Below are 20205 nucleotides of genomic sequence, written 5' to 3' on the forward strand. Positions count from 1 at the left end.
TGAGGCGGCTTTCTTCCCTTAGGGGGCGGATTTCCTTGGAGGGCCTGAGTTTGGAGGGCCTTTTAGAAGAGGTGAGGGAGGGGCGTGTCCAAGATCTACTGGGTGGTTGATGCTTCCCTTGCCCTAGCCCTTGTCCTGCCCCATCCGGCCCAGAAGGAGGCGGAGGCCTTCTGGCGGGAGGAGGCTCCAAAAGGTGAGGTGTGGGTGCCCCGGCTTTTTGCCGCGGAAGTGGCCTCGGTTCTCCGTGCCCTGGTGTTTGCCCGCAGGATGGCGCAAGGGGAGGCGGAAGAGCTCTTGGAGATCCTTTTAGAGCTTCCCGACCGCTTCGCCGAGGATGAAGCTCTGGCCCTTCGGGCTTTGCGCTGGGCGGGGGCTTTGGGGCAAAAGCGGGCCTACGACGCCTTTTACGTGGCCTTGGCGGAAGAGAAAGGGGCCCAGCTTTTGACGGTGGATTTGAAACTGGCCCACGCCCTGCACGCCCAGGGGGTGCCCTGGGTTCGGGCTTTAGGGGAGGCCGTATGACCTTGGCCGAACCTGTGGTGTACGAGGAGGTCATCGGGAAAAGCCGCTTCCTCGCCAAGGCGGCCCCCGTGGCCTCGGAGGAGGAGGCCCTGGCCTTCTTGGAATGGGCTTCGGAAAGGGAGGCCACCCACAACCCCTACGCCTACCGGATCGGCCCCCTTTACCGCTTCTCCGACGACGGGGAGCCCAGCGGCACCGCGGGCCGCCCCATCCTTCACGCCATAGAGGCCCAGGGCCTGGACCGGGTGGCCGTGGTGGTGGTGCGCTACTTCGGGGGGGTGAAGCTCGGGGCGGGGGGGCTGGTGCGGGCCTACGGGGGGATGGCGGCGGAGGCCTTGAGGCGGGCGGGGAAGGTCCCCATCGTGGACTGGGCCGAGGCGGCCTTCCTGGTCCCTTTTGCCGAGGTGGGGGCGGCCTACCGGGCCCTTAGGGGCCTACCCGTGGCGGAGGAGTACCGGGAGGAAGGGGTCCTCCTGCGCCTGAGGCTTCCCAAGGACCGCCTCGAGGCCTTAGCCCAGGCCCTCACCGAGGCCACCCGGGGCCGGGTCCGTAGAATGTGAGGGATGCTGCCCCTCTTTGAGCCCAAGGGCCGGGTCCTCCTGGTGGACGGCCACCACCTGGCCTACCGCACCTTTTTCGCCCTCAAGGGCCTCACCACCAGCCGGGGCGAGCCCGTGCAGGCGGTTTATGGCTTCGCCAAAAGCCTCCTCAAGGCCCTGAAGGAGGATGGGGAGGTGGCCATCGTGGTCTTTGACGCCAAGGCCCCCTCCTTCCGCCACGAGGCCTACGAGGCCTACAAGGCGGGCCGGGCCCCCACCCCGGAGGACTTTCCCCGGCAGCTCGCCCTCATCAAGGAGCTGGTGGACCTTTTGGGCCTCGTGCGCCTTGAGGTCCCGGGCTTTGAGGCGGACGATGTCCTCGCCACCCTGGCCAAGAAGGCAGAAAGGGAGGGGTACGAGGTGCGCATCCTGAGCGCGGACCGCGACCTCTACCAGCTCCTTTCCGACCGGATCCACCTCCTCCACCCCGAGGGGGAGGTCCTGACCCCCGGGTGGCTCCAGGAGCGCTACGGCCTCTCCCCGGAGAGGTGGGTGGAGTACCGGGCCCTGGTGGGGGACCCTTCGGACAACCTCCCCGGGGTGCCCGGCATCGGGGAGAAGACCGCCCTGAAGCTCCTGAAGGAGTGGGGTAGCCTGGAAGCGATTCTAAAGAACCTGGACCAGGTGAAGCCGGAAAGGGTGCGGGAGGCCATCCGGAATAACCTGGATAAGCTCCAGATGTCCCTGGAGCTTTCCCGCCTCCGCACCGACCTCCCCCTGGAGGTGGACTTCGCCAAGAGGCGGGAGCCCGACTGGGAGGGGCTTAAGGCCTTTTTGGAGCGGCTTGAGTTCGGAAGCCTCCTCCACGAGTTCGGCCTTCTGGAGGCCCCCAAGGAGGCGGAGGAGGCCCCCTGGCCCCCGCCTGGAGGGGCCTTTTTGGGCTTCCTCCTCTCCCGCCCCGAGCCCATGTGGGCGGAGCTTTTGGCCCTGGCGGGGGCCAAGGAGGGGCGGGTCCATCGGGCGGAAGACCCCGTGGGGGCCCTAAAGGACCTGAAGGAGATCCGGGGCCTCCTCGCCAAGGACCTCTCGGTCCTGGCCCTGAGGGAGGGCCGGGAGATCCCGCCGGGGGACGACCCCATGCTCCTCGCCTACCTCCTGGACCCGGGGAACACCAACCCCGAGGGGGTGGCCCGGCGGTACGGGGGGGAGTGGAAGGAGGACGCCGCCGCCCGGGCCCTCCTTTCGGAAAGGCTCTGGCAGGCCCTTTACCCCCGGGTGGCGGAGGAGGAAAGGCTCCTTTGGCTCTACCGGGAGGTGGAGCGGCCCCTCGCCCAGGTCCTCGCCCACATGGAGGCCACGGGGGTGCGGCTGGATGTGCCCTACCTGGAGGCCCTTTCCCAGGAGGTGGCCTTTGAGCTGGAGCGCCTCGAGGCCGAGGTCCACCGCCTGGCGGGCCACCCCTTCAACCTGAACTCTAGGGACCAGCTGGAGCGGGTCCTCTTTGACGAGCTCGGCCTACCCCCCATCGGCAAGACGGAGAAGACGGGCAAGCGCTCCACCAGCGCCGCCGTCCTGGAGCTCTTAAGGGAGGCCCACCCCATCGTGGGGCGGATCCTGGAGTACCGGGAGCTCATGAAGCTCAAGAGCACCTACATAGACCCCCTCCCCAGGCTGGTCCACCCCAAAACCGGCCGGCTCCACACCCGCTTCAACCAGACGGCCACCGCCACGGGCCGCCTCTCCAGCTCCGACCCCAACCTGCAGAACATCCCCGTGCGCACCCCCTTAGGCCAGCGCATCCGCAAGGCCTTCATTGCCGAGGAGGGCCATCTCCTGGTGGCCCTGGACTATAGCCAGATCGAGCTCCGGGTCCTCGCCCACCTCTCGGGGGACGAGAACCTCATCCGGGTCTTCCGGGAAGGGAAGGACATCCACACCGAGACCGCCGCCTGGATGTTCGGCGTGCCCCCCGAGGGGGTGGACGGGGCCATGCGCCGGGCGGCCAAGACGGTGAACTTCGGGGTGCTCTACGGGATGTCCGCCCACCGCCTCTCCCAGGAGCTCTCCATCCCCTACGAGGAGGCGGCGGCCTTCATCGAGCGCTACTTCCAGAGCTTCCCCAAGGTGCGGGCCTGGATCGCCAAAACCTTGGAGGAGGGGCGGAAGAAGGGGTACGTGGAGACCCTCTTCGGCCGCCGCCGCTACGTGCCCGACCTCAACGCCCGGGTGAAGAGCGTGCGGGAGGCGGCGGAGCGCATGGCCTTCAACATGCCCGTGCAGGGCACCGCCGCGGACCTCATGAAGCTGGCCATGGTGAAGCTCTTCCCCAGGCTCAGGCCCTTGGGCGTTCGCATCCTCCTCCAGGTGCACGACGAGCTGGTCTTGGAGGCCCCAAAGGCGCGGGCGGAGGAGGCCGCCCAGTTGGCCAAGGAGACCATGGAAGGGGTTTACCCCCTCTCCGTCCCCCTGGAGGTGGAGGTGGGGATGGGGGAGGACTGGCTTTCCGCCAAGGCCTAGCCCCCCAAGCTCAGGAGGGTGTACAGGGCCACTCCTAGGAGGATCGCCGCGCCCAGGTGGCCCGTGGCCCGGGCGGCGGCGTAGACCCCGAAGAGGCCCAGGGCCACCCGCGCCCACTCCGGGGAGGGTGGGGGGGAGAAGGCCGAAACCAGGAAGAGGGCCACCACCAGGCTGGGCCCCACCTGGCCCACCCCCAACCTCCGCCCCCAGCGCCAGGGAAAGAGGCGTAGGAGATAGGTGCCCAGGGCCAGGAGCAGGAGGGCCAGGGTCAAGGCCTTCCTCCCCAAAGCCCGATGGCCCCCGCCAGGAGAAGGCCCAAGGCGGTTTCGCCCCCAAGGTGGCAGGCCAGGGCCACGCCCCCTGCCAGGAGGGCCACGGGGTTTTTCAGATGGGGAAGGGCGAGGAGGAAAAAGAGGGCGGGTAGGGCGAAGGTGAGGCCTTGGGCCAGGGCGGGGAAGGCCTTAAGCCCCTGGGCCCCCAACGCCCCCGTCAGGGTGCCCAGGTTCCAGCTGGCGTAGGCCCCTAGGCCAAGGCCCAGGAAGAAGCCCGGCCGTTTCCCTTCGGGAAGCTCTGGAAGCCTGTGCAGGGCTAGGGCGAAGACCTCATCGGTGAGGAAAAAGGCGAGGAGGGGGCTTCCTGTCAGGTAGGGTTTGAGGACGGGGCCGTAGAAGGCGTGGCGGAGGTTGAGGAGGAGGGCGAGGAGGGCTGAAAGGAGGGGTGGGGTTCCCGTGGCGAGAAGCCCCACCAGGGCGAACTGGGCGGCCCCGGCAAAGACGAGAAGGGAGATGAGCGCCACCGTCCAGGGGGAAAGCCCGGCCCCTACCCCCAGCATCCCGAAGGCCACGGCCACCGGGAAATAGCCTAGGGCCACGGGCCAGGCCGCTTGCAATCCTTCCTTCATGGGGAGGGATTTTATCCGAAGCGCTAGGATGGGATTGGAATGGCCCGCATCTGGCTCAACCTGGGGGCCAAGGTCCTGGAGGAGGCCCTGGCGGAGCGCCTGAAGGCCTTGGGGCACGAGGTGGTCCCGGACCCCCAAAAGGCCCAGCTGGCCTTGGTCTTCCTCACCCACCTGGAGGGGCCGCCCCCCCTCCCCGCCACCCTGGCCCTCCTGGCCAGCCCCCACCTGGCGGAGGGGGCTTTGCGCCTGGGCTACCGGGGGTACCTGTACCCCCACCAGGGCCTCGAGGTCCTGGAAAAGGCCCTCCCCGCGGTGGCCCGGGGGGAGGTCTGGGCGGAGCGCCGCCTCCTGGCGGCCTTCTGGAACCCCACCCCTTCCCGCCTCACCCCCCGGGAGGAGCTGGTGGCCCACCTGGCGGCGGAGGGGCTTTCCAACCGGGAGATCGCTCAGCGGCTCGGCCTTTCCGAGAAGACGGTGAAGGCCCACCTCTCCTCCGTCTTCGCCAAGCTGGGGGTGCGGCGGCGGGTGGAGCTGGTGCTCCGCCTAAAGTCCTAGGTCTTAAGTCTCGGCCTGCCCCCGACCTTCCCCCTACCCTTTTTGGGGGAAGACAGGTTTTCCTGGCCTTTCTAAGGTGGGAGGTGAGGAGGTGGGGCAATGAAGCATAGATGGTATACCGTTGTAGGGGTTTTGGGCCTTCTCCTCTGGGCCTGCTCGGGGCCTACAGGTCAGCTGGACCCCCAGGCCCAGGGGGGAGGCGGCGGAGGTGGGGGCGGCTTCCAAGGGGCCATCTTCACCTCCCTCGGGGACGGGACCCTGGTGAACGGGAACGTCTACGACCGCAAGGAGGATGTCTACCTGAACGGCGGCCCCCAGACCTGCTCTGCCCAGGGCCTGCCCGACGGCCAGTACTACTTCCAGATCACCGACCCCTCGGGGAGCGTGCTCCTTTCCGGTTACGGCCCCGATAACGGGGTCATCACCGTGTCCGGGGGCTTCTTCACGGCCTATACGGGAACCCACGCCTACAACACCGTCATCCGCTGCGGGGTGAACACGGTGGTGGTGCAGCTCTACCCCTTCGCCGACACCCCCAACCCCGGCGGGGAGTACAAGGTCTGGCTCACCCCGGTGGCGGACTACCGGCCTGGGGAAGGGGTCTTCGGGTTCCTGCCCAACCGGAGCAAGACGGACAACTTCAAGGTGCGCTCCTCCGGTGGGGGAGAGGAGGAGCCCCGCCCCGTGGCCATCTACGGCTACAAGTGGTACGACACGGACACCGACGGGCTCTGGGATGAGGGCGAGCTCCCCATCGGCGGCTGGCGCATAGAGCTTACCCCGCCCGAGCCCCCAGAGGTGGGGTACACCAGCACGGAGTCGGGCTCGCTGGGGCGCTACAGCTTCTTGGTCATGCCCAACACCGGCCCCTACACCGTGACGGAGGTCCCGCCCCCGCCCGGCTGGTGGCCCGCAGGCCAGTGGATCAACACCACCCCCACCTCGGGCACGGTGAGCGTGGGCGCCACGGACACTCCGGGGCCCAACTTCGGCAACGTCTGCCTGGGGCCGGGGGGCGGCCGGACCATAGGCTTCTGGAGCAATAAGAACGGCGAGCGGGCCATGAACGGTATGCCGGGCGGCATGGCGGGCACCCTGGCCTACCTGAGCAGCCTCAACCTGGTGGACGCTTCAGGCAACCCCTTTGACCCCACGGGCTACGCCCAGTTCCGCACCTGGCTCCTTGGGGCGAACGCCACCAACATGGCCTACATGCTCTCCGCCCAGATGGCGGCCATGGCCCTCAACGTGCGGGCCGGCTTCGTGAACCCGAACGCCCTGGTCTACGCCCCCGGCACCTTAAGCGCTAACCCCGCGGGCTTCGCCCGGGTGGGGGACCTCATCAATGAGGCCAACGCCGAGCTCGGCGCCCACCCCACCGCCTTTAGCGGCGACCCGTGGCGGAGCTACCAGGAGGCCCTGAAGGACGCCCTGGACTGGGCCAACAACAACCGCACCTTCGTCCAGCCCGGGCCTGAGGCCTGCCCCTTCACCACCCCCTACTGAAGGGGCCCGGCCGAGCCCCCCGGGAGGCCCCCGGGGGGCTTTCTGGTATAGTGCCCCCGATGCGGCGCTACTTCGGCACCGACGGCGTGCGGGGGGAGGTGGGGAAGCCCCCCCTGACCCCGGAGTTCGTCCTGAGGCTCGGGCAGGCGGCGGGGGCCTACTTCCGGGCGCGGGAGAGGAGGCCCGTGGTCCTCCTGGCCAAGGACACCCGCGAGTCCTCGGACCTCCTCGAGGCCGCCCTGGCCGCGGGGCTTCTGGGCCAGGGGGTGCGGGTGGAGCACCTGGGCGTCCTCCCCACCCCCGGGGTGGCCCACCTCACCCGGGCCCTTTCCGCCACCGCCGGGGCGGTGATCTCCGCCAGCCACAACCCCTACCAGGACAACGGCATCAAGTTCTTCGGCCCCGACGGGGAAAAGCTCTCCGACGAGGCGGAGGAGGCCATCGAGGCCCTTTTGGAGGAGGCCCACCCCTTGAGGGGCGTGGGCACGGTGGGGGACTTCCGGGAGGCGGAACGGCTCTACCTGGACTTCCTCCTGGAGCACGCCCCGGACCTCTCTGGGCTAAAGATCGGCCTGGACCTCGCCCACGGGGCCACCTACCGCCTAGGCCCCAAGCTCTTCCAGCGGACGGGGGCCGAGGTCCTGGCCTTCTTCAACACCCCGGACGGGCGGAACATCAACCGGGCCTGCGGCTCCACCCACCCCGAGGCCTTGGCCCGCTTCGTGGTGGAGCTCGGCCTGGACCTGGGGGTGGCCTTTGACGGGGACGGGGACCGGGCGCTTTTTGTGGACCGGAAGGGGCGGCTTTTCCACGGGGACCACGCCCTCTACCTCCTGGCCAAGGCCCTAGGGGAGGAGGGGGTGGTGGGCACGGTGATGAGCAACATGGCCCTGGAGGTGCGCCTAAAGGAGGAGGGCATCGCCTTCCACCGGGCGGCGGTGGGGGACCGGTACGTGCTGGAGATGCTGAAGGAAAAGGGCCTCCACCTCGGGGGGGAGCCCTCGGGGCACGTGATCCTGAGGCGGCACCACACCACGGGGGACGGGCTCCTCACCGCCCTCTTCGTCCTAAAGGCCCTAAAGGCGCTTGGGGGGGACCTTGCCGACTGGTACGAGGCCCTCCCCCTCTACCCCCAGGTGCTGAAAAACGTCCGGGTGGCGGACAAGGCCCGGGTCATGGCCCACCCCGCCCTGAGGGAGGCCATCGCCGAGGCGGAGCGGGCCCTTCAGGGCCTGGGGCGGGTGAACGTCCGCCCCTCGGGCACCGAGCCCCTGGTGCGGGTCATGGTGGAGGGGCCCGCAGGACTGGTGGAGGAGGTGGCGGAGGCCCTCGCGGGAAGGGTGGCGGAACTCGCTAAGATGGTGGCCGATGGAGCCTGAACCCCTTGGCCACTACCGGGAGCAGCGGGTGGGGGTCTTCGTGGACACCCAGAACCTCTACCACTCCGCCCGGGACTACTACGAGCGCAACGTGAACTTTGAAAGCCTCCTCCGCTTTGCGGTGGGGGGGAGGCGGTTGGTGCGGGCCACGGCCTACGTGGTGGAGAAGGAGGGGGACACCTCCGCCTGGCCCTTCATCTACAAGCTCTCCACCATCGGCTACAAGGTGCGGCGCATGTACCTCACCCTGAAGGAAACGGGGGAGGGGGGAAGGCCCATCTACGAGGGCAACTGGGACATGGGCATCGCCGCGGACATGGTGCGCCTCATGCCCTACCTGGACGTGGTGGTCTTGGGCAGCGGGGACGGGGACTTCGTGGAGATCCTGGAGGTCCTCATGGAGCGGGGCATCCGGGTGGAGGTCATCGCCTTCCGGGAGACCACCGCCCAGAAGCTCATCGACGCGGTGGACCGCTTCACCCACCTCCCGGACATCCCCGAGGCCTTCATGGCCCCTAAGGGATGAGCCTCGAGGCCTACGACTACCCCCTTCCCCCGGAGCTCATCGCCCAGGAGGGCGCGGAGCCCCGGGACATGGCCCGGATGATGGTGCTCTTCCGGGAAGGCCCTTTTAGGGCCGAGCACCGCCGGGTGCGGGACCTGCCCCTTTACCTCCGCCCGGGGGATGTCCTGGTCTTCAACGAGAGCAAGGTGATCCCGGCCCGCCTCCTGGCCCAGAAGCCCACGGGGGGCAGGGTGGAGGTCCTCCTGGTGCGGGAAAGGGCCCCGGGGCTATGGGAAGCCCTCCTGGGCCCGGCCCGGAAGGCCCCCCCCGGCACCCGGCTTCGGTTCCTTTCCCCTAGGGACCTCGCCCCCGTGGAGGGGCTCTTCGCAGAGGTGGTGGGGGTGGAAGGGGATGGGGTCCGCCTCCTCCGCTTCCAAGGGGACCTCCAGGCCCACCTGGAGGAGGTGGGGGAGGTGCCCCTTCCCCCCTACATCAAGGCCAAGGTCCCCCTGGAGCGCTACCAGACGGTCTACGCCAAGCGCCCGGGCTCCGTGGCCGCCCCCACCGCGGGCCTCCACTTCACCCCCGGGCTTTTGGAAAGGCTAAAGGGGATGGGGGTGGAGCTCCACTTCCTCACCCTGCACGTGGGCCCCGGCACCTTCCGCCCGGTGAAGGGGGACCCCGAGCGCCACGAGATGCACGCCGAGCCCTACGAGATCCCCGAGGCCACCGCGGAGGCCATCCACCGGGCCAAGCGGGAGGGGCGGCGGGTGGTGGCGGTGGGCACCACCGTGGTGCGGGCCCTGGAGAGCGCCTGGCGGGAGGGGGAGGGGGTGGTGCCGGGGGCAGGGGAGACGAGGCTGTTCATCCGCCCCCCCTACGCCTTCAAGGCCATCGACGCCCTCTTCACCAACTTCCACCTGCCCCGCTCCACCCTCCTCATGCTGGTGGCGGCCTTCCTGGGCCACGAAAGGACCATGGCCGCCTACCGGCTGGCGGTGGCGGAGCGGTACCGCTTTTACTCCTTGGGGGACGCCATGCTCATCCTGTAGAGGGCGAAGGCCAGCTCCTCTATCCGTTCCCTCAGGTAGAGGGGCCCAAGCCAGGCCTCCGGGATGGCCTCCCGTCCGTAGTAGGCCCCGGCCAGCTGGCCGTAGACCGCCCCCACGGTGTCCGCGTCCCCCCCTAGGTTCACCGCGAGGCGCATGCCCTCGGCGAAGCTTCCTGTGTGGGCGAAGGCGTGGAGGGCGGCCTCGAGGGTTCTTGGGGCGTACCCCTCGGCCTTGGCCCGCCGCCAGAAGCTCCCCCCCACCACCTCGGCCACATCGGGGTGGAGGGGCTGGTCCCGGAAAGGCTCCAGGGCCAGGAGCTCCGCCTTGGGCCGGCCCAGGAGGGCCTCCTTTAGGAGCCAGGCCAGGACCTCCGTGCTCTCCAGGGCGGCCCGGGCCCCGTGGGTGGTGCGGGCGGAAAGCCGGGCGTACGCTAAAAGCCCTGGGCTCCTGGCGTAGGCCAGGGCCACGGGGGCCAGGCGCATGAGGCTTCCGTTCCCCGCAGAGCCCTCCTCCTCGGGCCCCGAGAAGGGGTCCCCGGTCCTTAGGAAGCGCTCCAGGGCCCGCCGGGTGGTGTTCCCGATGTCAAAGCAGTGCCCCTTGGGGCTGTAGCGCCCTTCCCGGTACCAGAGGAGGTAGCGGCGCATCTGGTCCAGGGGGTCAAACCCCTTTTCCACCAGGCTTTCCGCCAGGCACAGGGCCATGGCGGTGTCGTCCGTCCACTCCCCGGGGCCTAAGCGGTGGGGGCCGCCCCCCTTCATCTCCGTCACCGGGGGAAAGCTCCCCTGGGGCATGAACTCCACCTGGGCCCCCAGGGCATCCCCCACGGCCAGGCCCAAAAGGGCCCCCAGGTACCGGTCCCGTTCCCGCCTCCTCTCCTCCAGGAAGGCCAAGGCGGCCTCTTTGGGAAGGAGCCTCGGGGCCCTTTCCGGGGCGAACCAGGCGAGGAGGGGCTCGAGGTCCTCCCCTCGGTGCCCTTCCCCGGCCAGGACCACCTTGTGGTCCCCGTCGGCCAAGGAGAGGAGGCCCACCACCTCCCCCTCCGCCTCGCCCAGGGGGTGGGGCGGGCCCAGGAGGACCGCGTCCACCTCCTCCCCGTCCGCGGGGTTCAAGAGCCCCGGAAGGAGGCCGTAGTTCACCGGGGCAGGCCGGTCCTCCCCTAGGGGAACGAGCCTTCCCCCCTGCCAGGCGTGGCGCAGGGGGCTGCCCTTGGTCCATTCCACGATCATCCGCATACCCATCTCCTTAGAGGTGGAGGAGGACCCGGGCCACCGTCAGGTAGATGAGGAGGCCCATCACGTCGGAAAGGGTGGCGATGAGGGGGTTGGAGACCAAAGCGGGGTCCACCCCAAGCCGCCTAAGGGCCATGGGGAGCATGGACCCCACCAGGTTGGCGAAGAGGACCAGGAGGAAGAGGGCCACCCCCACCACGGGGAGGAGGGCGGGGTGGCCGTCCCAGGCCACCTTGAGGAGGAGGAGGAGGGCCAGGGTGAGGCCCAGGAGGCTTCCCACCAGGGCTTCCTTGAAGAGGACCCGCCGCCAGTCCCTAAGGTCCAGGTCCCGGGTGGCCAGGGCGCGGATGATGAGGGTGGCGGACTGGTTGCCCGTGTTCCCCCCCGTGCCCAGGAGCACGGGCACGTAGAAGGCCAGGGCGGTGACCGCCTCCAGGACGCTTTCAAACCCCTGGAGGATGGAGCTGGTGAGCATGCCGGTGAGGATGAGGATCACCAGCCAGCGCACCCGGGCCAGCCAAAGCTGAAGGGCGGAGGCCTGGCTGTAGACCAGGTCCGGCACGTCCACCGCGGCCAGCTTGTGGATGTCCTCCGTGGCTTCCTCCTCCAGCACGTCCACCACGTCGTCAATGGTGACGATGCCCACCAGCCTCCCCTCCTCGTCCACCACGGGCAAGACGGTGAAGTCGTAGTCCGCCATGAGGCGGGCCACCTCCTCCTGGTCCGTGTCCGTGCGGACGAAGATCACCTCCGGGTTCATGATCTCCTTCACCCGGGTCCTGGGGTCGGCCACGATGAGGTCCCTCAAGGAGAGCACCCCGATGAGCCGCCCTTCCTCGTCCACCACGTAGAGGTAGTAGATGGTCTCCGCGTCGGGGGCGGCCCTCCTCAGGAAGCGCAGGACCTCCTCCACGGTCATGGAGGACTTAAGGGCGATGTACTCCGGGGTCATGAGGCCGCCCGCCTCGTCCTCCTCGTACTGGGTGAGCTCCTCCACCTCCGCCCGGGTTTCCGGATCCAACGCGGCCTTCAGGCGCTGGGCTAAGGCGGGGTCTTCCTCCTCCACCGCCTGGAAGGCGTCCGCCAGGTCGTCTAGGGAGAGCTCCTCCAGGATCTCCCGCACCCGCCAGGGGGGGAGGGTTTTCAGGTACTCCGCCTGGGCCTCGGGGGGAAGGTGGGAGAAGAGCTCCGCCGCCTTTTCCTTGGGGAGCAGGGTGAGGAGGACGTAGCGGTGCTCCCCCTTAAGCTCGTCCCAGACCTCCAGGAGGGCCTGGGGGTGGGTGTTTTCCAGGATGCTTTTCAGCTTTAAGGTGTCGCCCTCTTCCAGGGCCTGGACCAAGGGGTTCAGGACGGTTTCCAAAGGCGGCCTCCTTTCTGCCCGAAGGCCGCCCTTGGGCGGCCCTCAGGGCCTGGGACTCGAGGGCAGTCGTTCGCCCATAACCTTTTCCAGCCTAGGAAGCCCCCGGGGCCCTGTCAACCGCGCCCGCTAGAAATATCAGAAAAATTGAGGTTGACACGCTAAGGGGGGCTGGCCTATCCTGGAGCGCGGTCCCGGGTGTGGGGCCAAGGGGTAGCGCATGTTTGAGCGGTTGGCGGCCAGACTCCAGGAGGCCATAGACCGGCTGAGGGGCCGGGGCCGGATCACCGAGGAGGACCTGAAGGACACCCTGCGGGAGATCCGCCGGGCCCTCATTGACGCGGACGTGAACCTGGAGGTGGCCCGCACCTTCATAGAGGAGGTGCGGCAACGGGCCCTGGGCCAGAAGGTCCTGGAGAGCCTCACCCCTGCGGAGATCGTCCTGGCCACGGTGTACGAGGCCCTGAAGGAGGCCTTGGGGGGCGAGGTCCGCCAGCCCACCCTCAAGGAGAGGAACCTCTGGTTCCTGGTGGGCCTCCAGGGCTCGGGCAAGACCACCACCGCCGCCAAGCTGGCCCTCCACTACCGCTCCAAGGGCCGCCGCCCCCTCCTGGTGGCCGCGGACACCCAGCGCCCCGCGGCCCGGGCCCAGCTTAGGATCCTGGGGGAGAAGATCGGGGTGCCCGTCCTGGAGGTGCGGGATGGGGAGAGCCCGGAGTCCATCCGCCGCCGGGTGGAGGAGGCCGCGCGCCGGGAGGTGCGGGACCTCATCCTGGTGGACACCGCGGGCCGCCTGCAGATCGACGAGCCCCTCATGGAGGAGCTGGCCCAGCTCAGGGCCGTCATGAACCCCGACGAGGTCCTCCTGGTCCTGGACGCCATGACCGGCCAGGAGGCCCTGGGGGTGGCCCGGGCCTTTGACGAGCGGATTGGGGTCACGGGCCTCATCCTCACCAAGCTGGACGGGGACGCCCGGGGTGGGGCCGCGCTTTCCGCCCGGCACGTCACGGGCAAGCCCATCTACTTCGCTGGGGTTTCGGAGAAGCCGGAGGGCCTCGAGCCCTTCTACCCCGACCGCCTGGCGAGCCGCATCCTGGGCATGGGGGACGTGGCCACCCTGGCGGAGAAGGTGCGGGCCGCAGGGCTTGAGGCCGAGGCCCCCAAGGCGGCCAAGGAGATCACCCTGGAGGACTTCCTCAAGCAGATGCAGGGCCTAAAGCGCCTGGGCTCCTTCTCCGAGATCCTCTCCATGCTCCCCGGGGCGAACCGCTTAGGGGGGCTCCAGGTGGACGATAAGGCCCTGAAGCGCCTCGAGGCCATCGTCCTCTCCATGACCCCCGAGGAGCGCAAGGACCCCAGGATCCTCAACGCCTCCCGCCGCCGCCGCATCGCCAAGGGGAGCGGCACCACCGTTCAGGAGATCAACCGGCTCATCAAGGCCTTTGAGGACACCAAGGCCCTAATGAAGTCCCTGGAGAAGCGCAAAGGCCGGGGATTCATGGGAATACGGAGGTAACGCATGGTCAAGATCCGCCTTTCTCGGTTCGGCTCCAAGCACAACCCCCATTACCGCATCGTGGTGACGGATGCCCGCAACAAGCGGGACGGGGCGTACCTGGAGAAGATCGGCTACTACGACCCCCGCAAGACCACCCCCGAGTGGCTCAAGGTGGACGTGGAGCGGGCCCGCTACTGGCTCTCCGTGGGGGCCCAGCCCACGGACACCGCCCGCCGCCTCCTGCGCCAGGCGGGGGTGTTCCGCAAGGAAGCCTGAGGCCTCTTGTGGGGAAGGGGGGCCAGGCGGCCCCTCTTCTTTTGTAGGATGGGAAGGATGAAGGACCTGGTGGAGTACCTGGCGCGGAGCGTGGTGGACCACCCCGAACGGGTGCGGGTGGTGGAGCGGCGCACCCCGGAGGGGCCGGTCTACGTGGTGGAGGTGGACCCCGAGGACAAGGGCCGCCTCATCGGCAAGGGGGGGCGGGTTATAGAGTCCATCCGCACCCTGGTGCGGGCCTACGCCAAGCGCAAGGTGGGCGTGGAGGTGCGCTAAGGAGGGAAGGATGCGCCTGGTGGAGATCGGCCGTTTCGGGGCCCCCTACGCCCTAAAGGGCGGGCTTCGCTTCCGGGGGGAGCCCGTGGTGCTCCACCTGGAGCGGGTCTACGTGGAGGGGCACGGGTTTCGGGCGGTGGAGGACCTTTACCGGGTGGGGGAGGACCTCATCCTCCACCTGGCGGGGGTTTCCACCCGGGAGCTGGCCGAGGCCCTGGTGGGCCTCCGGGTCTACGCGGAGGTGGAGGACCTCCCCCCCTTGGAGGAGGGCCAGTACTACTACTTCGCCCTGGTGGGCCTTCCCGTCTACGTGGGGGAGGAGCAGGTGGGGGAGGTGGCGGACATCCTGGACGCGGGGGCCCAGGACGTGCTGGTGATCCGCGGAATCGGGGAGCGGCTTCGGGACCAAAGGGAGCGCCTCGTCCCCCTCCAGGCCCCCTACGTCACGGTGGAGGAGGGCCGGATCCTGGTGGAGCCCATCCCCGGCCTCTTTGACTAAGCGCCCCGCCGAAGCTGGCGGGGGCCCCTGAAAGGGGTTTTGCGGTGCGCTACTCCATCCTCACCCTCTTCCCGGGGCTCGTCCGGCCCTGGCTGGAGGAGTCCCTCATCCAGAAGGCCATCGCCAAGGGCCTCCTCCAGGTGGAGGTGGTGGACCTAAGGGCTTTCGGCCTCGGCCCCCACCGCACGGTGGACGACACCCCTTATGGGGGGGGCCCGGGGATGGTCATCCGCCCGGATGTGGCCGTGGCCGCCCTGGAGTCCGTCCTCCCCGCGGACGAGGTGATCCTCCTCTCCCCGGCGGGGGCCCCTTTCACCCAGAAGGTGGCGGAGGAGCTGGCCCAGAAGGCCCACCTGGTCCTCCTCTCTGGGCGGTACGAGGGGTTTGATGCCCGCCTCGAGGCCTTCGCCACCCGCGTCCTCTCCGTGGGGGACTACGTCCTCATGGGGGGGGAGGTGGCGGCCTTGGCGGTGCTGGAGGCCACCGCCCGCCTGGTCCCCGGGGTCATCGGCGATCCCCTAAGCCACCGGGAGGACTCCTTCGTCCGGGGGCTTCTGGACTACCCCCACTACACCCGCCCCCCCCTCTTCCGGGGGATGGGGGTGCCGGAGGTCCTCCTTTCCGGCCACCACGGGGAGGTTCTCCGCTTCCGCCGGAAGGAGGCCCTGAAGCGCACGCTCCTCTTCCGCCCGGAGCTTCTCGGGCGGGCCCGCCTTAGCCGGGAGGAGGTGGCCTGGCTTGCGGAACTGGACCGGGAGGGCTAAACTAAAGGCTGTTTGCCCATGAACCCTTAAGGGTTCCTCTGGGGTAAGGAGGCAGCATGAACCGTGGAGCGCTTTTGAAGGTGGTGGAGTCCCGCTACGAACGCACCGACCTGCCCGAGTTCCGCCCCGGGGATACCGTACGGGTGGCCTACCGCGTCAAGGAGGGCAACCGCACCCGCATCCAGAACTTTGAGGGCATCGTCATCAAGATCAAGCGCAACGGCTACAACTCCAGCTTCACCGTGCGCAAGGTGAGCTACGGGGTGGGGGTGGAGCGCATCTTCCCCATGAACTCCCCCCTCATCGACAAGGTGGAGATCGTCCAGCGGGGCCGGGCGCGCCGGGCCAAGCTCTACTTCATCCGCTCCCTCTCCGAGCGGGAGATCCGCCGCAAGCTCAAGGTGGACCGCCGCCGCACCGCCCAGGACCAGAAGGTGGCCCGCGAGGCCAAGGAGGCCAAGCCCCAGGGGGGCGAGGAGGCCTAACGCCCCCCGCGAAAGGGGCCCCAGGGGTTTCCCTTGGGGCCCTTGCCCTTTAGGGCAGAAAGCCCAGGGCCCGGGCCCGCTCCAGGGCCTCCACCCGGTTCTTGGCGGAGAGCTTGGCGTAGAGGTTTTCCAGGTGGTCCTTCACCGTGTCCGGGGAAACCCCCAGGGCCCGGGCGATGGCCTTGGCGGGAAGCCCCTGGGCCAGGAGCCTTAAGACCTCCTCCTCCCTGGGGGTGAGGGGGGGGAGGTCCGGGGGTCTGAGCGCCTCCTCTCCCCGGGCCGCCCGGAGGAGGCGCTCCTTGAGCTCTGCCGCGGAGAGCTCCTTGGAGAAGAAGGCGTCCGCCCCGGCCCGCTTCGCCCTGAGGAGGAGGGCGGGCTCCTGGTAGGTGGTGAGGAGGGCGATGAGGCCGGAAAACCCCCGGGCCCTTAGGGCCTCGGTGCAGGCGATCCCGTCCAGCCCCGGCATCTTCAGGTCCAGAAGCACCGCGTCCGGCTTTAGGGCTAGGGCCTTTTCCAGGGCCTCGAGGCCGTCCTTGGCTTCCCCCACCACCAAAAGCCCCTCCTCCTCCAGGGCCACCTTAAGCCCCAGGCGGAAGAGGGGGTGGTCGTCCGCGATGAGGAGGCGCACCTTCCCTATACTAAGGCCATGCCCCTGACCCTGAACGAGCTCGCCCGCCTTTCGGGCCGGGCCTCCGAACACGTACTCCAGGAGGACCTGGAGGAGACCGGCCTAAGCCGGGAGGAAGTTCTAAAGAAGATGGCCGAGCGCCTTGGGGTGATGCGGGACTCCATCCGCCGGGGCCTTTCCTCCGATGCCCCCAGTGTGGCGGGGATGGTGGGGAAGAACGCCAAGACCCTCTGGGAGGCCCCTGACCCCCTGAAGGACCCCCTCCTCAAGCGGGTCCAGGCCTACGCCATGGCGGTGAACGAGGAGAACGCCCGCATGGGCCGCATCGTGGCCGCCCCCACCGCGGGGAGCGCGGGCACCCTGCCGGGGGCCCTGCTCGGCGTGGCCGACCACCTGGGCCTTCCCGACGAGGACCTCCTCATGCCCATGGTCCTGGCCGCGGGGGTGGCCAAGATCATCAACCGCCAGATCTACATCGCCGGGGCCACCGGGGGGTGCCAGGCGGAGATTGGCGCGAGCGCCGCCATGGCCGCGGCCGCGGTGACGGAGCTCCTGGGGGGCAGTCCGGAAGCCTGCGCCCACGCGGCCGCCCTGGCCCTCCAGAACACCCTGGGCCTGGTCTGCGACCCCGTGGGGGGGTTTGTGGAGGTCCCCTGCGTGATGCGCAACGGCTTCTACGCCGTCCACGCGGTGAGCGCGGCCTCCATGGCCCTGGCGGGGATCCGGAGCGTGATCCCCCCGGACGAGGTCATCCTGGCCATGGCGGGCATCGGCCGCCTCCTCCCCCTGGAGCTTAAGGAGACGGGCCTGGGGGGCCTGGCGGACACCCCCACCGGCCGGCGCCTGGCGGAGGAGGCCCTGAAGAAGGCTCCTATGCCCAAGAAGGGCTGAGCTTTTTCTGGGGCCCCCGCCGAAGCTTTCGCTTTGGCGGGGTACTATTCCTCCCCCTTGGCGATGGGCACCCCCACCAGGTTGCCCCACTCCGTCCAGGAGCCGTCGTAGTTCCGCACCCGCGGGTAGCCCAGAAGGTACTTGAGGACGAACCAGGAGTGGCTGGAGCGCTCGGCGATGCGGCAGTAGACCACGATGTCCTTGTCCTTGCTCACCCCTAAGGGCTCGTAGAGGGCCCGAAGCTCCTCCGCGCTTTTGAAGGTGCCGTCGGGGTTCACCGCCTTGGCCCAGGGGATGTTCTTGGCCCCGGGGATGTGTCCCGCCCGGAGGGCGCCTTCCTGGGGGTAGTTGGGCATGTGGGTGAGCTCCCCCCGGTACTCCTCGGGGCTCCGCACGTCCACCAGGGCCCCCTTGCCCTCCCGCACCTTGAGGATGTGCTCCAGCACGTCGTCCCGGTAGGCGCGGATGGACTCGTCCCGGTAGGGAACCTCGTAGCGGCCCGGGGGGTAGGAGGGGACCTCGGTGGTGAGGGGGCGGCCCTCCTCCACCCATTTCTGCCGGCCCCCGTTCATGAGGCGCACGTCCTTATGCCCGTTGTACTTGAAGAACCAGAAGGCGTAGGCCGCCCACCAGTTGTTCTTGTCCCCGTAGAGGACCACGGTGGTGTCGTTGGAGATGCCGAGCCGCTCCATGAGCCGGGCGAAGCCCTCCTCGTCGATGAAGTCCCGCACCACCGGGTCCCAGAAGTCCCGCTGCCAGTCGATCTTCTGGGCTCCCGGGATGTGGCCGGTGTCGTAAAGGAGGATGTCCTCGTCCACCTCCAGGACCCGCACCCTTGGGTCTTCCAGGTGCTCGGCCACCCACTCCGTGCTCACCAGGACTTCGGGATGCGCGTAGGCCATGCTGCACCTCCGCCCCCCACTATACCCTTGAGCGTGAAAACTTAAGAAAGCTAACCCACATTTCCCAGGATGCCCTTGTGCCCGGAGGGCGGGTGTGGTATAAATACACCCGGGGAGTAGCCGCCCCAACCAGGGGCCAGCCGGTCGTCAAGACGGGAGTCCTCCCCGGCCGGCTGGGGCGCTTGAGGCGCATGGCGAGACCACCCTTAGGGTGGCCTCGGTCCTTTTGCTACTCCCTTAGGGAAAGGAGGGAGAGATGGACATTCTCGCGCTTTTACTCATGGGCGTGGTCTTCGTGGCCAGCCTCGCCATCCAGGGGGCCTTGCAGGCCACCTTTGCCCGCTACAGCCGGGTGGCCAATGCCCGGGGGATGACGGGTGCCGAGGTGGCCCGGGCCATTCTGGACGCCCACGGCCTGACCCAGGTGCGGGTGGAGCCCGTGCCGGGGGCCCTCACCGACCACTACGACCCCCACGCCAAGGCGGTGCGGCTTTCCGAACCCAACTACGCTTCCCCAAGCCTCGCCGCCCTGGCGGTGGCCGCCCACGAGGTGGGGCACGCGGTGCAGGACGCCCACGGTTACGCCTGGCTCAGGGTGCGGGCCAGCCTTCTGCCCGCGGCCTCCTTGGGGAGCAACCTGGGGCCCATCCTGGTCATCCTGGGCCTGGCCATGGGGGCCTTGGGCCTGGCCAAGCTGGGGCTTTACCTCTTCCTGGCGGTGGCCCTCTTCCAGCTGGTGACCCTGCCCGTGGAGTTTGACGCCTCGAGGCGGGCCCTGGACTTCCTAAGGCGCATGGGCTTCCTGGCCCCGTCCGAGATGGGGCCCGCCCGCCAGGTCCTCACCTGGGCCGCCCTCACCTACGTGGCCGCCCTGGCCAGCTCCCTGGCCACCCTCCTCTACTACGCCAGCCTCCTCATGGGCCGGAGGGAGGAGTAGATGCCCCTTCTCGTCTGTCCCAACTGCGGCGTGGGCATGAAGGAGGTGGAGCGGCGGGGGGTCCTCCTGGACGTCTGCCCCCAGTGCGGGGGGGTTTGGCTGGACAAGGGGGAGCTGGAGAAGCTCCTTTCCGAGGTCCGCCAGGTGGAGCGGGCCTACGAGGAGGAACGGGAGGCCTACTACCGCAAGGAGGGGAAGCCCTACAAGAAGAAAAAGAGCTTCCTGGAGATCTTTGACATCTTTGACTGAGGGTCTTCCCCGAAAAGGCCACCCCCCGGAAGCCCCGGGGGGTGCGCCTTTGGGGCTGGGGTGTGCCCTTAGTCCACCTTCTTCAGCCGCAGGTACCAGCGGCGGTACTCGGTGTACTCGCCCTTCTTGGCCTCGTCCGCCTTGAGGTCGGCCAGGGTGGCAGGGGGCTTCACGATGGCGGGGTCTCCCGGTTGCCAGTCCGCGGGGGTGTTGAGGCCGGTGCGGTCGGTGAACTGGAGGGCCCGGATGAAGCGCAGGATCTCGTCAATGTTGCGCCCGGTGGTGAGGGGGTAGTAGAGCATGCCCCGGAGGATGCCCTCGGGGTCAATGATGAACACCGCCCGCACCGCGGCGGTTTCGCTGGCGGCCGGGTGGATCATGCCGTAGAGCCGGGACACCTTCATGTCCAGGTCGGCGATGACCGGGAAGTTGATGGTGAGGCCCGACATCTCCTCCAGGTCCTTGAGCCAGGCCAGGTGGGCGTGGATGGAGTCTATGGAGAGGCCCACCAGCTGGACCCCCAGGGCCTCAAACTCCTCCTGCCGCCGGGCGAAGGCTAGGAACTCGGTGGAGCATACCGGGGTGAAGTCCGCGGGGTGGCTGAAGAGGACCACCCACTTGCCCCTCAGGTCGGAAAGCCGGAGTTCGCCCGCGGTGGTCTTGGCCACGAAGTCGGGGGCGGGCTCGTTGAGCCGGGGTAGGGTGAAGTTGGTCTCGCTCACGATGCACCTCCTAGGC

Annotated in this window: 24 protein-coding genes; 17 read left to right on the forward strand and 7 right to left on the reverse strand. The window is 68.9% G+C overall.

Annotation, left to right across the window (positions count from 1 at the left end):
- Nucleotides 1–84: 84 nt before the first annotated feature.
- Genes B043_RS0107850 through polA form a run of 3 tightly spaced genes read left to right on the forward strand, consistent with a single transcriptional unit; the run spans nt 85 to nt 3578 of the window.
- Nucleotides 85–522, forward strand: coding sequence for a type II toxin-antitoxin system VapC family toxin (locus B043_RS0107850; protein WP_016329133.1), 438 nt, complete (start codon nt 85–87; stop codon nt 520–522).
- Nucleotides 519–1082: an IMPACT family protein gene (locus B043_RS0107855; RefSeq protein WP_018461566.1), complete on the forward strand. Its 564-nt coding sequence runs from the start codon at nt 519–521 to the stop codon at nt 1080–1082. The genes B043_RS0107850 and B043_RS0107855 overlap by 4 nt, the downstream gene beginning before the upstream one ends.
- Nucleotides 1083–1085: 3 nt before the next feature.
- On the forward strand, nt 1086–3578 hold the full coding sequence (gene polA, locus B043_RS0107860) for a DNA polymerase I (RefSeq protein WP_018461567.1): 2493 nt from the start codon (nt 1086–1088) through the stop codon (nt 3576–3578).
- Here polA and B043_RS0107865 read toward each other — a convergent pair.
- The gene (locus B043_RS0107865; protein ID WP_018461568.1) at nt 3575–3850 is read right to left on the reverse strand and encodes a hypothetical protein; all 276 of its coding nucleotides are present in this window, start codon (nt 3848–3850) and stop codon (nt 3575–3577) included. The two genes, polA and B043_RS0107865, sit on opposite strands and share 4 nt — an antisense overlap.
- Nucleotides 3847–4479 (reverse strand): AzlC family ABC transporter permease, encoded by a 633-nt coding sequence (locus B043_RS0107870; RefSeq protein WP_026234188.1) that lies wholly within the window; start codon nt 4477–4479, stop codon nt 3847–3849. Before B043_RS0107870 ends, B043_RS0107865 begins: the two co-directional genes overlap by 4 nt.
- Nucleotides 4480–4518: 39 nt before the next feature.
- Here B043_RS0107870 and B043_RS0107875 point away from each other — a divergent pair, with 39 nt between their 5' ends.
- From B043_RS0107875 to queA, 5 genes are all read left to right on the forward strand, one after another.
- On the forward strand, nt 4519–5034 hold the full coding sequence (locus B043_RS0107875) for a response regulator transcription factor (protein ID WP_018461570.1): 516 nt from the start codon (nt 4519–4521) through the stop codon (nt 5032–5034).
- A gap of 99 nt (nt 5035–5133) precedes the next feature.
- On the forward strand, nt 5134–6540 hold the full coding sequence (locus tag B043_RS0107880; protein ID WP_155987415.1) for a hypothetical protein: 1407 nt from the start codon (nt 5134–5136) through the stop codon (nt 6538–6540).
- Between the two features lie 59 nt (nt 6541–6599).
- Nucleotides 6600–7919, forward strand: coding sequence for a phosphoglucosamine mutase (gene glmM / locus B043_RS0107885; protein ID WP_018461572.1), 1320 nt, complete (start codon nt 6600–6602; stop codon nt 7917–7919).
- A complete protein-coding gene (locus tag B043_RS0107890; RefSeq protein WP_018461573.1) occupies nt 7909–8445 on the forward strand; it encodes a LabA-like NYN domain-containing protein in 537 nt (178 codons plus the stop codon). Before glmM ends, B043_RS0107890 begins: the two co-directional genes overlap by 11 nt.
- Entirely contained in the window at nt 8442–9476 is a 1035-nt protein-coding gene (queA, locus tag B043_RS0107895) for a tRNA preQ1(34) S-adenosylmethionine ribosyltransferase-isomerase QueA (protein ID WP_018461574.1), read from the forward strand. Before B043_RS0107890 ends, queA begins: the two co-directional genes overlap by 4 nt.
- Here queA and B043_RS0107900 read toward each other — a convergent pair.
- Both B043_RS0107900 and mgtE read right to left on the reverse strand, forming a co-directional pair.
- Nucleotides 9443–10708: an ADP-ribosylglycohydrolase family protein gene (locus tag B043_RS0107900; protein ID WP_018461575.1), complete on the reverse strand. Its 1266-nt coding sequence runs from the start codon at nt 10706–10708 to the stop codon at nt 9443–9445. The two genes, queA and B043_RS0107900, sit on opposite strands and share 34 nt — an antisense overlap.
- Nucleotides 10709–10718: 10 nt before the next feature.
- On the reverse strand, nt 10719–12065 hold the full coding sequence (gene mgtE / locus B043_RS0107905; protein ID WP_018461576.1) for a magnesium transporter: 1347 nt from the start codon (nt 12063–12065) through the stop codon (nt 10719–10721).
- 217 nt (nt 12066–12282) lie between these two features.
- Here mgtE and ffh point away from each other — a divergent pair, with 217 nt between their 5' ends.
- From ffh to rplS, 6 genes are read left to right on the forward strand one after another with little or no spacing between them, the layout of a single operon-like run.
- Entirely contained in the window at nt 12283–13578 is a 1296-nt protein-coding gene (ffh, locus tag B043_RS0107910; RefSeq protein ID WP_016329146.1) for a signal recognition particle protein, read from the forward strand.
- Nucleotides 13579–13581: 3 nt separating this feature from the next.
- Nucleotides 13582–13836: a 30S ribosomal protein S16 gene (rpsP, locus tag B043_RS0107915; RefSeq protein WP_016329147.1), complete on the forward strand. Its 255-nt coding sequence runs from the start codon at nt 13582–13584 to the stop codon at nt 13834–13836.
- Between the two features lie 57 nt (nt 13837–13893).
- Nucleotides 13894–14112 (forward strand): KH domain-containing protein, encoded by a 219-nt coding sequence (locus B043_RS0107920; RefSeq protein WP_016329148.1) that lies wholly within the window; start codon nt 13894–13896, stop codon nt 14110–14112.
- Between the two features lie 10 nt (nt 14113–14122).
- The gene (rimM, locus tag B043_RS0107925; RefSeq protein ID WP_018461578.1) at nt 14123–14611 is read left to right on the forward strand and encodes a ribosome maturation factor RimM; all 489 of its coding nucleotides are present in this window, start codon (nt 14123–14125) and stop codon (nt 14609–14611) included.
- Nucleotides 14612–14655: 44 nt separating this feature from the next.
- Nucleotides 14656–15375, forward strand: a complete 720-nt coding sequence (gene trmD / locus B043_RS0107930; protein ID WP_016329150.1) for a tRNA (guanosine(37)-N1)-methyltransferase TrmD — start codon at nt 14656–14658, stop codon at nt 15373–15375.
- 56 nt (nt 15376–15431) lie between these two features.
- Nucleotides 15432–15860 (forward strand): 50S ribosomal protein L19, encoded by a 429-nt coding sequence (gene rplS / locus B043_RS0107935; RefSeq protein ID WP_026234189.1) that lies wholly within the window; start codon nt 15432–15434, stop codon nt 15858–15860.
- Nucleotides 15861–15909: 49 nt separating this feature from the next.
- On the opposite strand, the gene B043_RS0107940 is transcribed toward rplS, so the two are convergent.
- Nucleotides 15910–16488, reverse strand: coding sequence for a response regulator (locus B043_RS0107940; RefSeq protein ID WP_016329152.1), 579 nt, complete (start codon nt 16486–16488; stop codon nt 15910–15912).
- A gap of 18 nt (nt 16489–16506) precedes the next feature.
- Here B043_RS0107940 and sdaAA point away from each other — a divergent pair, with 18 nt between their 5' ends.
- Nucleotides 16507–17379, forward strand: a complete 873-nt coding sequence (gene sdaAA / locus B043_RS0107945; RefSeq protein ID WP_016329153.1) for an L-serine ammonia-lyase, iron-sulfur-dependent, subunit alpha — start codon at nt 16507–16509, stop codon at nt 17377–17379.
- 44 nt (nt 17380–17423) lie between these two features.
- Here the strand turns inward: sdaAA and B043_RS0107950 are convergent, their stop codons facing one another.
- A complete protein-coding gene (locus tag B043_RS0107950) occupies nt 17424–18281 on the reverse strand; it encodes a sulfurtransferase (RefSeq protein WP_018461580.1) in 858 nt (285 codons plus the stop codon).
- Between the two features lie 256 nt (nt 18282–18537).
- Between B043_RS0107950 and B043_RS0107955 the strand changes: the two genes are divergently transcribed.
- The gene (locus B043_RS0107955) at nt 18538–19218 is read left to right on the forward strand and encodes a zinc metallopeptidase (RefSeq protein WP_016329155.1); all 681 of its coding nucleotides are present in this window, start codon (nt 18538–18540) and stop codon (nt 19216–19218) included.
- Nucleotides 19219–19467, forward strand: coding sequence for a TFIIB-type zinc ribbon-containing protein (locus tag B043_RS0107960; RefSeq protein ID WP_016329156.1), 249 nt, complete (start codon nt 19219–19221; stop codon nt 19465–19467).
- A 68-nt stretch (nt 19468–19535) separates the two neighbouring features.
- On the opposite strand, the gene B043_RS0107965 is transcribed toward B043_RS0107960, so the two are convergent.
- Complete coding sequence (locus B043_RS0107965) at nt 19536–20189, reverse strand: peroxiredoxin (RefSeq protein WP_016329157.1); 654 nt, start codon at nt 20187–20189, stop codon at nt 19536–19538.
- Between the last annotated feature and the right edge of the window lie 16 nt (nt 20190–20205).

This window comes from Thermus oshimai DSM 12092, from assembly GCF_000373145.1.
GTDB classification, from domain to species: Bacteria; Deinococcota; Deinococci; order Deinococcales; family Thermaceae; genus Thermus; species Thermus oshimai.